Source organism: Tolumonas osonensis, assembly GCF_014202415.1.
GTDB classification, from domain to species: Bacteria; Pseudomonadota; Gammaproteobacteria; order Enterobacterales; family Aeromonadaceae; genus Tolumonas; species Tolumonas osonensis.
Window position 1 is genome coordinate 242,635 of record NZ_JACHGR010000003.1, and the last position, 12,267, is coordinate 254,901.

Here is a 12,267-nt window from a genome sequence, read left to right on the forward strand (position 1 = left end):
CGGTTACATAAAACCACTATGTCCTGAACAGGTCGTGTTCATACGAAGGAATAACCGTGTTATATAAAAATATCGCCAAGAAACTACGGTTCCGCATCAACTCGGATGAATTTGCCATCGGAGATGTCTTGCCGACCGAACGGCAACTGATGGAAGAATACCAGGCCAGCCGGGTCTCCATCCGCAAGGCTATTGATGAACTGGTGACCATGGATCTGATCGAGAAAAAACAGGGCAGCGGTACTTACATCAAGCAAAAAGAAATCGTGCACATGATGCAGCCGCTGCGCAGTGGAGTCGAAAGCTCACAGGAAATAGGTAAACGCATTACCAGTGAAGTCATTGAATTTTCTATCGTCTATCCGGATACCGAAATCGCCCAGCGACTGAAAATCAGCCCGGCCGAGCGGGTTTATCACACCAAACGTGTACGCAAGATCAATGACCGGCCGCAGATCATCGAGGAAAGTTTCATGCCTGTCGCGCTCTTTCCCGAGCTGACCATCCGGGTACTGGAACACTCCAAGTTCGAATACATCGAAGACAAGCTGGGGCTGAAAATAGAAGGCAGTTATCAGGAGTTCTCACCGGTCCTGCCCGATAAGGAAGAAGAGCAGTTACTGAATATACAGAACCGGGAACCGGTGCTGCAGATCACCTCCTTGTCCAATTTCCAGGACGGCACTATCTTCGACTACAGTGTGATGAAATTTAAGGCCAGCGAATACCTGCATGCCATGTATGTGCACCGCGAAACGCAGGGGCCGATACTGTCACAGAAGAAATTGAGCACCCCGGATAACCAGATTCATTCGTCTGCACCGACAGAGGACACACTCAAGTTCTATCCGGTACAATAATTTTTATCTCACACCAAAAGGAAACCCGACAGATGAATAACTTCAGTTTTCGGAACCCGACCAGAATTCATTTCGGCAAAGGACAAATCGCAAAAATCAGAGAGGAAATTCCGGCTGACGCCCGCGTGCTGATCACCTATGGCGGTGGCAGTATCAAAAAAAATGGTGTTTTGGATCAGGTACATGCCGCCCTGGAAAACATCACTTTTTTTGAGTTTGGCGGCATTGAACCCAATCCGCATTTTGAAACGCTGATGAAAGCCGTTGAACTGGTAAAACAGGAAAAAATCACCTATCTGCTGGCGGTCGGCGGCGGGTCTGTCGTCGATGGCACCAAGTTCATCGCGGCAGCGGCAGAATACCCCAATGATCCGGTAGAAATGCTGCCTACCAAAGGTGCCCACATCCGTAGCGCCCTGCCGCTGGGCTGTGTACTGACCTTACCGGCGACCGGCTCGGAAATGAACGGCAATGCCGTGATCACCCGCTGGGAAACCAAAGACAAGACCGGCATTTTCTCCGAACTGATCCGTCCGGCGTTTTCCGTGCTGGATCCGGAAACTACCTACAGTCTGCCGCCCCGTCAGATCGGCAATGGCGTGGTCGATGCTATCGTGCATATCGTCGAGCAGTACATGACCTATCCGGTGAACGGCAAAGTGCAGGATTACTATGCGGAAAGCCTGCTGAAAGTGCTGATGGAAGAAGGTCCGAAGGCGCTGCAGGATCCAACGAATTACGACGTGCGGGCCAATATCATGTGGGCGGCCACGCAGGCGCTGAACGGTACACTCAGCCTCGGCGTCCCCGGCGACTGGTCCATTCATGCCATTGGTCATCAGATCACCGCACTGTACGGGCTGGATCATGCCCAGACCCTGGCCATCGTGTTACCGGCGGTCTGGCAGCACAAAAAAGAACAGAAAAAGGCCAAGCTGCTGCAATACGCCAGCCATGTGCTCGGCATGACGGAGGGCGATGACGAGCAGCGCGCCACGCAGGCGATTGAGAAAACCCGGGCGTTCTTTGAACTGATGGGCGTTCCGACCCGTTTCTCCGCCTATGGTCTGGATGAGAGCGTTATTCCGGCTGTAGTGGCCAAACTGAAGCAGCATGGCCGGCTGAAACTGGGTGAACATGGCGATATCACCCCGGACGCCGTTACCGAGCTGCTGCGACTGGCGCTGTAATTTCGACTGCCACTCCCCTATTGCCGGAAAGGACGCTCTTTTCCGGCAATCCCGCGATACCGGATCTTCATTCCCAGAATGATGCCAGCCAGAACCAGCGTGATACCATTGGCCGCAATCACCGCAATCTGTCCATTGATCACGCCATAGATACACCACAGCAAAACCCCAATGACAAATGCGACGTACATCAGCAATGAAATGCCGGAGACATCGCGGGTGCGCAAAATCTTGACCACCTGTGGAATAAAAGAGCCCGTAGTCAGACATCCTGCCATCAGTCCAACCAATTCTGTCAGTGAAACGTCCATCATCAATTCATTCCCTGTAAATAAAAAAGATGCCACCCGAAGGTGGCATTAATTAACTCCAAGAACAACTCATTTTCACACACACATTTCAGCAGGCTTTCCCCCTGACACCTGCTGCCGAACAATCAGTGCAGCTCAGGCCAGAAATCCTTGTTGGCGGCAATCAGATCATCCAGAATCGCTTTGGCTACGGTCGCACTTGGTACGGTCTTGGACAGCGTGATCGCCTGCCACAGCTTGGTATACGATTTCTCGATCCAGGCTTCCACCACCAGCTTCTCAACCGCAACCTGCTGATTCATCATGCCCAGCTGGAATTGCGGAATCGCGCCGATTTGCATTGGTTCCGGACCGGTATTGCCCACCAGACATGGAATTTCCACCATCGCCGTCGGATCAAAGTTACTGACAGAACCCTGGTTTGGCACGATCAGCAGCATGCGCTCTTTGGTGTTGTAGGCAATGGCACGCGCCAGATCGACGATGTATGAAGCATGCTCGTCGATATGCAGCGATGCACCGGCAGAAGAACCTTTCTCGGCGATTTTACGGCATTCACCAAACACGTGTTTCTCACGACCATCCATCACTTCGTTCGCACGGGTGTATTCTTTATCAGAATGTTCCACCACATAATCCGGGAACAGGTAATACTTCAGATACGTATTTGGTAATGTATTGGTATCCAGGGCAAAGACATCTTTCGCCTTGGCAAAGGTATCGTTCCAGCTTGGTTCCACATGCTGCGAATCGATATCCTTGTGCACCACATAACCGTATTTCGCTACGTGCTCTTTCAGTTTCGGCATCAAATCGTTACCCGCCTGGTCACGGATATCGCTGTACCAGCCGAAGTGGTTCAGACCATAGTATTTCACGGTCATCTCTTTGCGGGATTCCAGACCCAGGATCTCGGCCATACGCACTTCAATACCGACTGGCATATCACAGATGTTCAGGATCTTCGAATTCGGACGCAGACGGCGGGTCGCTTCGGCCACAATCGCTGCCGGATTGGAGTAGTTCAGCATCCAGGCGTTCGGAGAATATTTCTCCATGTAATCCACCAGCTCCAGCACACCACCGATAGAACGCATACCGTAGGCAATACCACCAGGACCACAGGTTTCCTGACCGACTACGCCGTGTTTCAACGGGATTTTCTCGTCCAGCTCACGCATCGGGTATTTACCAACACGAATATGCGCCATCACGAAATCCACACCACTGAAAGCTTCACGTGGATCAGTGGTGTAAGAGAAAACCACTTCCGGTGCGCGTTCTTTAATTAATACCGCACACGCTTTACCAATCACTTCCTGGCGGGCTGCATCATTATCATAGAATTTCAGTTCTTTAATCGGGAATTTATCCAGATTATCCAGCAGCATTAAAACGATACCAGGAGTAAAAGTACTACCACCACCAGCAACTAATACAGAATACTTTTGCATGTTAATCTCCAACTACGACTAATTAATTATTCAGCGATTAAGTTTTTAACTATTTAACAATTACGCATTCAACTTCATCAGATTTTCCATGCTGTCGCGAACCTGCGGCACAGACAAACCGATAATCACCTGAATTGCATCTTTATTTCTGACCACACCATGCGCACCAATCTGACGGAATGTGGCATCATTCATAACCCGGTGTTCATCTTTAACACTGATACGCAAGCGGGTAGCACAGTTATTGACTTCGGCAATATTTTCACTGCCACCCAGCGCTTCCAGCAATTGCAGCGCCTGACCTTCATACGGATTATCATTATTTACTACTGATGAACCCTGCTGACGGTTTTTATAATCGGCTTTGGTGAACAGTTTAATATCTTCTGCTTCATCTTCACGGCCCGGTGTTTTTACATCGAAGCGGAGAATCAGATATTTAAAGCTGAAGAAGTAGATGACGGTAAACAGAGAGCCGATCATGATTTGCATCAGTACATTCATCGCATGATTGTGGAACATCGGCAGCCAGTTCTGCACCATGATTTCCAGTAAACCACCACCCATGTTGCCGACAATGCCATTCATATACATCACCGCGGCCATGGTCGCCGCCAGTACAGCATGGATAGCAAACAGGAACGGCGCCACGAACAGGAAGGTAAACTCCAGCGGTTCCGTGATCCCCACCAGCACCGCAGTCAACACTGCCGGGATCAGCAGACCTGCCACTTTCTTCTTGTTCTCTGGTTTGGCGGTCATATACATGGCACCGGCAATACCAATCGCACCGAACATCTTGGAGTTGCCGTGCAGTGCAAACCCACCCTGCGGGAACAGCTCAATCAGCGGCTGGCTGGAGTTACTGAACTCCGCGATATGCTGGATCCAGTAAGCCTGAATACCACCTTCCACCACCGCCGGACCCAACACAAACGGACCATAGATAAAGTGATGCAGACCAGTCGGGATCAGAATGCGTTCCAGGAAGGTATAGATCCAGACACCGAATGCACCCGCCTGACTCAGGAACTCCTGCAGTGATGCAATACCACCCTGCACTTTTGGCCACACCAGTGCGGTTAAGAACGCCAGTGGCAGCATAGCAATGAAACCAATAATGGTAACAAACGCGGTACCCTGGAAAATACCCAGATAATCCGGCAGTTTTTTATCAAAATAGCGGTTATGAATATAAGTCATAATGGCCGCAATAAAGATAGAACCGATAATACTGGTATCTAATGTTTTAATACCGGCAATATTTGTTAATCCGCTGACGCCACCAATTGGTTGATTAAAATCAACACCAAATTCGGCACCCCAGGTCGTTAATATCGCACCGATAAAATAATTAAATGTTAAATAAGAGACGATAACTGCCAAACAGGCCCGTGCATGCGCTGTTCTCGCCAGACCAATCGGCAAACCAATCGCGAAAATAATTGGCATATTACGGAATACTGTCCAGCTGCCTTCCTGAATAATCATCCAGAGTTTAAACCAGACCGTATCAGAATTAGCAATCGAACCGACCAGTTGTGGATTGGTTAATAATATTGATATACCAGCCACGATTCCCGCAAAGGGAAATAACAATACGGGAGTAAACATGGCACCACCGAATCGTTGTAATAACTTTAGCATCTTTGTCGCTCCTCAATTTCCAGTATCAGTGACATGGAACGTCATCTCCATCGACTTATTCTTTTTGATGCAACTGAAACTTTTTCGTTTCAGATATGCTGTTGTGTAGTATCAATATAAAACCAATATGAATTTCAAAAAGCGACAACGATCACAAAGGTATTTCATTGGTATCAAAAATTCATATTGTGGTATCTGTTTGTGACTATAAGTGGCCTATTAACGAACCTAACTAGATTAAATTGGTATTTAACTGGACACAATAAAGATACCAATTCAGCGATGGTATAAAATGATATTCCGCAAACAGACAATGACAGGGAGAAAAAACAGGGGAACAGGGAAAGGAAACAAGCAGGGAACCCTGCTTGTCAGAATAAAACTCAGATCGCCGACTCTTCAATGACCGTTGGCCATCCCATGGCACACTGGCGCTGCGCTTCCTGCTGTAGTTCAGACGCTCGCAGATAATGCTCATTCAGCCAGCCCACCGGCAGCCGCAGCACAAGTTGATCTTCATTAGCCTCCAGCGCAAAACGCGGTACGGAACCTTCGGTCCGGCGCATGCACAGGATGATAGCAAAACGCAGCAAACGGGCTAACCGGGTCGCCTGGCGCAGCGAAACGGCATTCTGCTTTTCCAGTACTTCCACTTTAAAGCTGTCCCGCTGGTTATAGACCAATGCCGATAAGAGTTGCTTCTGTGCCGGTGTAAAGCCAGGCATATCAATGTTATCAATGATATACGCCGCATGTTGTGGCGCCTTCTTATACTCGATGCAAAGGCCCAGCTCATGCAGCATGGCAGCCCAGCGCAACATCGGACGTCCGTACTGTTCGCTCAGTTGCCACTCTTTCTGTACCTGCTGAAAAGCATATAGCGCCGCATCGCGCACACGCTCCGCCTGAATGCGATCCATCTGATAACGGGTGATCAGACTGTCGGCTGTACGCTCACGCACATCGCAATCACGACGTTTCCCGATCATGCCGTAGATCAGTCCTTCGCGCAGGGCGCCGCCCGCCAGCGTCATATTACCAATTTGCAGTGTTTCAAAGATCGCAATCAGGATCGCCAGCCCCGACGGGAAAACACTCAGCCGCTCCGGCATCAGTCCCTGCAGCACCAGCATATCCAGATGACCGCAAGCAATGGTCTGGGCTTTCAGCTCATACAGTTTGGCCAGCGTTACCCGCTCACTGCGGCCCTGGGCAATCATGATCTCCTGCAGCGCCTGCACCGTACCGGACGCACCGACACAGCTTTCCCAGCCCAAGGTTTTATATTCTCCGGCAACACCTTGTAAAACCGCTTTCGCTGCATCAATCGCCGCGGTGAAGTTGGCCTCGTTCAGCAAACCATCGGCAAAATAACGCTTGATCCAGGTCACGCAGCCCATGTGCAGACTGTTCAGCAGTTTGGCTTGGTTGTTTTCGCCGATGACCAGCTCGGTGCTGGCCCCACCGATATCAATCACCAGACGATTACCTTCACCGCTGGAAGTCCACGAAACCCCCTGATAAATGGTACGGGCTTCATCTTCCCCGGTAATGATCTCGATATGATGCCCCAGCACCTGTTCGGCAATTCGCAAAAAGGAATCAACGTTACGGGCCAGACGTAAAGTCGCGGTACCAACCACCCGGACATTCTCTTTGGGCACGTCCTGCAACTGTTCCGCAAACAGACGCAGACAATCCCAGCCCCGCGCCATCGCCTCATGGCTCAGATTGTGTTCAGTGTCCAGACCAGCAGCCAGACGCACTTTACGTTTGACCTTGGCGACAGTACGGATGGCACCCGCCACTTCCCGTACCATCAGCATGTGAAAGCTGTTCGAGCCAAGATCAATAGCAGCATATAACGGTGATTGATCCACGAAAGACATCCTGTCGTTAAGATTTATTCATCGGACGGCGACGTCCCGCCGATTGACGATCCCGCATATTACGGTTTACCGGCAAACGATGACGGACGACACGCTTCGGCGCAACCACATCATCCAGCAGCGAGGCAGGATCATACTTGCTGACCGGGATCGCATGGTGAATATACTCTTCGATCGCCGGCAGGTTAAATGCGTAATCCTCGCAGGCAAAACTGATGGAATGCCCACTGCGACCCGCGCGACCGGTACGGCCAATACGATGCACGTAATCTTCCGCATCATCCGGCAGATCGTAGTTAAAGACATGCGTGACATCAGGAATATGTAACCCGCGGGCAGCCACATCCGTCGCCACCAGAATATCCAGATGACCGGAGGTAAAATCATCCAGAATTTTCAGACGTTTTTTCTGCGGCACATCACCGGTCAGCAAACCAACACGGTGACCATCTGCCTGCAGCCAGGCATGGATATCTTCACAGCCATGCTTGGTGTTAGAGAATACAATCGCCTTTTCCGGCCAGTCTTCTTCCATCAGCGTCAGCAACAACAACATCTTGTCTTCGTTAGAAGGATAGAACAACTCTTCCTTGATGCGCTGCCCGGTCATCTGCTCTGGTTCAACCTGCACATGCTGCGGCTCATTCATATGTTCATACGCCAGCTCCTGCACGCGCAGCGACAGAGTGGCCGAAAAGATCATATTCAGACGCTGTACCGGAGGCGGCATGCGGCGGAACAGGTAACGGATATCCTTGATAAAGCCCAGATCGAACATGCGATCTGCTTCATCCAATACCACCACCTGGATCGCACCCAGATCAATCAGTCCCTGTTTCAGGAAGTCGATGATACGACCAGTCGTACCAATCAGCAGGTCAATGCCCGCTTCCAGTACAGCCTGCTGTTTTTCATAGCCTTCACCGCCATAAGCCAGCCCCATTTTAAAACCGCAGCTGGCAGCCATCGCACCGGCATCATTATAGATCTGCACCGCCAGTTCACGAGTCGGCGCCATGATCAGCACACGCGGCTGGTTCAGACGACGTTCCGCACTCGCCGGATGGGTCAGCAGATAGTTAAATGTTCCCGCCAGGAACGCGATCGTTTTCCCGGTACCGGTCTGCGCCTGTCCGGCAATATTTTTGCCTTTCAGCAACAATGGTAAAGTTTCCGCCTGAATCGGCGTACAATTATGGAAGCCTTTGGCTTCAAGTCCGGCCAGAACCTGTGGTTCCAGTCCGAGTTCTGCGAATTTGATCTCTGTAAGATGTGTTTTGCTCATGGGCAATATGCTTATTGAATTAGACTTGCAATAATAAACAGTATCCCTTAATTAGGGTAACTGTTTGGCTTTTATTTCTTGATCCCTTTAATTTGCATCTTCGTACCCCTATATTGTTTGAGTCAACGAATTGCGATAGTGGAGTAAAAAATGAGTGACAAAATTGTACACGTGACCGATGCCAGCTTCGAGAGTGACGTACTGAAAGCTTCTGCCCCGGTTCTGGTTGATTTCTGGGCTGAGTGGTGCGGTCCTTGTAAAATGATTGCCCCGATTCTGGACGAAGTGGCAGGCGAATACGCAGGCAAAGTAACTATCGCCAAGCTGAATATCGATCAGAACTCCGGTACTCCACCAAAATACGGTATCCGCGGTATCCCGACTCTGCTGTTGTTCAAAAATGGCGCCGTGGCAGCTACCAAAGTTGGCGCACTGTCCAAGACTCAGCTGAAAGAGTTTCTCGACACGCATCTGTAATCGGTTATATCTTCGGGGAGGCTTCGGCCTCCTCTGTTTTATCGGTAATGTCTGATTTTTGTTCGTTTCATTCATCAGATAACTGGACGCATCCATAAATTGGTGCTAACTTGGCTAAATGATGCTGCTTATACTCGCGTAATACGCTCTCTCCGGCAGCTTTATCCGACAGTTAATCCGACCCTTAATGTTATTCCCTGTAACTACTCAATGTTATGAATCTAACTGAATTAAAAAATACCTCAGTCTCCGAGCTGGTACATCTCGGCGAATCCATGGGCCTGGAAAACCTCGCCCGTCTGCATAAAAAAGACATTATTTTTGCCATTCTGAAAGCTCACGCGAAGAGCGGGGAAGACATTTTTGGGGATGGTGTGCTGGAAATTCTGCAGGACGGTTTTGGCTTCCTGCGTTCCGCAGACAGCTCCTATCTGGCAGGTCCGGATGACATCTATGTCTCGCCAAGCCAGGTACGCCGCTTCAACCTGCGTACCGGTGACACGATTTCCGGCAAAATCCGCCCGCCGAAGGAAGGTGAACGTTATTTCGCCCTGCTGAAAGTAGACACCGTCAACTACGATCGCCCGGAAAACGCCCGCAACAAGATCCTGTTTGAAAACCTGACACCACTGCACCCAACCAAACGTCTGCGTCTGGAACGTGGTAACGGTTCAACTGAAGATATCACCGCACGTGTTCTCGACCTGGCTTCACCAATCGGTAAAGGCCAGCGTGGTCTGATCGTCGCACCACCGAAAGCCGGTAAAACCATTCTGCTGCAGAACATCGCGCAGAGTATTACCAGCAATCATCCGGAGTGTGAACTGATCGTTCTGCTGATCGACGAACGTCCGGAAGAAGTGACCGAAATGCAGCGCATGGTGAAAGGTGAAGTGGTTGCTTCCACCTTCGACGAACCAGCTACCCGTCACGTTCAGGTTGCTGAAATGGTTATCGAAAAAGCCAAGCGTCTGGTTGAACACAAGAAAGACGTTGTGATCCTGCTCGACTCCATCACCCGTCTGGCCCGTGCCTACAACACCGTGATCCCGTCATCCGGTAAAGTGCTGACCGGTGGTGTCGATGCCAACGCTCTGCACCGTCCGAAACGCTTCTTCGGTGCCGCCCGTAACGTGGAAGAAGGTGGTTCTCTGACCATCATCGCGACCGCGCTGATCGATACCGGTTCGAAGATGGATGAAGTGATCTACGAAGAGTTCAAGGGCACCGGTAACATGGAACTGCACCTGTCCCGTAAGATTGCGGAAAAACGCGTGTATCCAGCAATTGATATCACTCGCTCCGGCACCCGCCGTGAAGAGTTGCTGACGGCACAGGATGAACTGCAGAAGATGTGGATCCTGCGCAAGATCGTCCACCCGATGGGCGAGATCGACGCGATGGAATTCCTCATCGACAAGTTATCGCTGACCAAGACCAACGACGAATTCTTTGACGCCATGAAGCGTCAGCAGAAATAATCAGGTTTTGTACCGGTCATTAAAAAGGGACAGCTTATGCTGTCCCTTTTTGTTTTCTGCTTCTGCCGGAATGATTTATTCCCAGTACGGCTGCATGCCAATACCCCGCTCCCGGATCTGATCCAGCTCCAGCAGACGAGGTTTCAGTTCCGTATGCAGCCAGTCATTCAGCTCCTGCTGATGCGGACACGCCATATTGTTCGCGGCATCGAAAATCCATTCGATATGCTCAAGGTCAGTTAAACGTCCCAGCATATTCAGCCATGGCAAACGGAATCCCTGCTGACGCTCCGTATCAAACAGCGCGGCAAAACAGACCCCGACCTGTAGATTGTGCCGCAACATTTCCCGCAACCGCTGATAACTGTCATGGTCGAGGGCGTCGCTCAGTTTGGATAAAGACAACAACTCCTGCCAGCTATTATCCAAGGCCACCACAGCCAGAGAATGGATCGGTTGAACCAGGCCCGGACTGTTCGGGTCATCCGCTTTATGTAATACCATCCACGACGATAATTTTAACAGTGTCTGGCAATAACGGACCGATAACAGCAATGCTTGCGTCTGTTCCAGGGTTGGCAACAGCTGCTCATGCCGTTTAATTTCACTAGTCAACTCGCTTTGGCAAGGCGCATCTTTCAGCATCTGGCGGTATTCAACCTGCATCCGTTGCAGCACCAGCGCTTCATCCAGCCATGAAAACTGCGCCACCAGCCACTGCAAATCCTCTTCCCAGTCTACCGGTGTCAATACAGCATAAACATCGGCATACAATAACCGGGTGTGCTGAATCAGCGTAACCGCACTGCGTAATTGCAGCAAGGCACTGATGGACGGCTGCTGCATATAAAGCTGTTCGTGAAACTGCCAGTGTCGCACCGCAAACTTCAGTGCAGTGATTAATCCTTCTTCTGCTGTCTGCTCAGGAAAGACCGGCACAAATCCCATACGGCGGACATCGGGTTCAGCACTCAGTCCCGCCAGACGATAGCCACGCTGCGCCTTGGACGCACAGCCCAGTTGCCAGCCCGGGCGCGACGCCAGTAATTTGGCCAGTTCAAACAGCGGTTCCACCGGACCAGAGATAATCTCCAGCTCGACTTCATTAATGGCTTCACGCTCGCCGTTGGCGTCAATAAAACCAATGTCATAGGCAATCTCGATCAACGAGTTTTCCTGCAGGGCAACCTTCCAGGTACGGCGATGAAAATCTGTACGGAACAGTGTCATTAATGATTGCTGTAACAGACCGACATCGGTACCCGCCGGCCAGATATCCGCCGGAAATGCCCGCAGATCCGGCCAGGTATCATTACTCGGCAAGGTATATTCAGGCCGTTGATACAAACCACCGGTTTCCTGCCCGGCCAGCTTGATCGTTTGCTCATGTTTGCCGTTATAGGAACGGATCCGCAGACCGCAATCCAGTCCACGCAATTGCTGATCGGCGGTATCAAAGTAAATATTTTCCAGCTGTTGATTTTGCTGTTCTTTTACAACCAGAGAACGCAGTACCTGTTCCAGATAGGAATACACATCATCAGTGACCAGAAACTTCAATTCAACTTCATTGCTCATGCAGATCTCTCCGGTCTTGTGCGTAAATCATTCATCAACATTGGTTTATTTATCTTTTAACTCAACCAGTTATAGTGTACTTGGCCGATCGCGCT

General features: G+C 50.4%; 10 protein-coding genes. 4 read left to right on the forward strand and 6 right to left on the reverse strand.

The genetic code is table 11. The features are described from left to right. Positions 1-56: 56 nt before the first annotated feature. Together HNR75_RS05575 and HNR75_RS05580 are read left to right on the forward strand one after the other, a co-directional pair. Positions 57-860 (forward strand): UTRA domain-containing protein, encoded by an 804-nt coding sequence (locus tag HNR75_RS05575; RefSeq protein ID WP_188026015.1) that lies wholly within the window; start codon positions 57-59, stop codon positions 858-860. A gap of 32 nt (positions 861-892) precedes the next feature. Continuing rightward, positions 893-2,050, forward strand: coding sequence for an iron-containing alcohol dehydrogenase (locus HNR75_RS05580; protein ID WP_188026016.1), 1,158 nt, complete (start codon positions 893-895; stop codon positions 2,048-2,050). A gap of 17 nt (positions 2,051-2,067) precedes the next feature. Here HNR75_RS05580 and HNR75_RS05585 read toward each other — a convergent pair whose 3' ends face one another. From HNR75_RS05585 to rhlB, 5 genes are all read right to left on the reverse strand, one after another. Further along, the gene (locus tag HNR75_RS05585; protein WP_246358758.1) at positions 2,068-2,364 is read right to left on the reverse strand and encodes a SemiSWEET family sugar transporter; all 297 of its coding nucleotides are present in this window, start codon (positions 2,362-2,364) and stop codon (positions 2,068-2,070) included. A gap of 122 nt (positions 2,365-2,486) precedes the next feature. Next, entirely contained in the window at positions 2,487-3,815 is a 1,329-nt protein-coding gene (locus tag HNR75_RS05590; protein ID WP_188026017.1) for a 6-phospho-alpha-glucosidase, read from the reverse strand. A 60-nt stretch (positions 3,816-3,875) separates the two neighbouring features. After that, complete coding sequence (locus HNR75_RS05595; RefSeq protein WP_188026018.1) at positions 3,876-5,462, reverse strand: alpha-glucoside-specific PTS transporter subunit IIBC; 1,587 nt, start codon at positions 5,460-5,462, stop codon at positions 3,876-3,878. Positions 5,463-5,845: 383 nt separating this feature from the next. Next, on the reverse strand, positions 5,846-7,342 hold the full coding sequence (gppA, locus tag HNR75_RS05600; RefSeq protein ID WP_188026019.1) for a guanosine-5'-triphosphate,3'-diphosphate diphosphatase: 1,497 nt from the start codon (positions 7,340-7,342) through the stop codon (positions 5,846-5,848). A gap of 16 nt (positions 7,343-7,358) precedes the next feature. Beyond that, the gene (gene rhlB, locus HNR75_RS05605; protein ID WP_188026020.1) at positions 7,359-8,636 is read right to left on the reverse strand and encodes an ATP-dependent RNA helicase RhlB; all 1,278 of its coding nucleotides are present in this window, start codon (positions 8,634-8,636) and stop codon (positions 7,359-7,361) included. A gap of 150 nt (positions 8,637-8,786) precedes the next feature. Between rhlB and trxA the strand changes: the two genes are divergently transcribed. Both trxA and rho read left to right on the forward strand, forming a co-directional pair. Continuing rightward, positions 8,787-9,113 (forward strand): thioredoxin TrxA, encoded by a 327-nt coding sequence (trxA, locus tag HNR75_RS05610; protein WP_188026021.1) that lies wholly within the window; start codon positions 8,787-8,789, stop codon positions 9,111-9,113. Between the two features lie 215 nt (positions 9,114-9,328). After that, a complete protein-coding gene (rho, locus tag HNR75_RS05615; RefSeq protein WP_188026022.1) occupies positions 9,329-10,594 on the forward strand; it encodes a transcription termination factor Rho in 1,266 nt (421 codons plus the stop codon). Positions 10,595-10,669: 75 nt separating this feature from the next. Here the strand turns inward: rho and HNR75_RS05620 are convergent, their stop codons facing one another. Beyond that, the gene (locus HNR75_RS05620) at positions 10,670-12,172 is read right to left on the reverse strand and encodes a CYTH and CHAD domain-containing protein (protein ID WP_188026023.1); all 1,503 of its coding nucleotides are present in this window, start codon (positions 12,170-12,172) and stop codon (positions 10,670-10,672) included. Positions 12,173-12,267: the final 95 nt, after the last annotated feature.

What these genes read in the sequence shown, in the direction of transcription:
- HNR75_RS05580 (WP_188026016.1), top strand. Translation starts at nt 893, where the DNA reads ATGAATAACTTCAGTTTTCGGAACCCGACCAGAATTCATTTCGGCAAA.
- HNR75_RS05585 (WP_246358758.1), bottom strand. Translation starts at nt 2,364, where the DNA reads ATGATGGACGTTTCACTGACAGAATTGGTTGGACTGATGGCAGGATGT.
- HNR75_RS05590 (WP_188026017.1), bottom strand. Translation starts at nt 3,815, where the DNA reads ATGCAAAAGTATTCTGTATTAGTTGCTGGTGGTGGTAGTACTTTTACT.
- HNR75_RS05595 (WP_188026018.1), bottom strand. Translation starts at nt 5,462, where the DNA reads ATGCTAAAGTTATTACAACGATTCGGTGGTGCCATGTTTACTCCCGTA.
- rhlB (WP_188026020.1), bottom strand. Translation starts at nt 8,636, where the DNA reads ATGAGCAAAACACATCTTACAGAGATCAAATTCGCAGAACTCGGACTG.
- trxA (WP_188026021.1), top strand. Translation starts at nt 8,787, where the DNA reads ATGAGTGACAAAATTGTACACGTGACCGATGCCAGCTTCGAGAGTGAC.
- rho (WP_188026022.1), top strand. Translation starts at nt 9,329, where the DNA reads ATGAATCTAACTGAATTAAAAAATACCTCAGTCTCCGAGCTGGTACAT.
- HNR75_RS05620 (WP_188026023.1), bottom strand. Translation starts at nt 12,172, where the DNA reads ATGAGCAATGAAGTTGAATTGAAGTTTCTGGTCACTGATGATGTGTAT.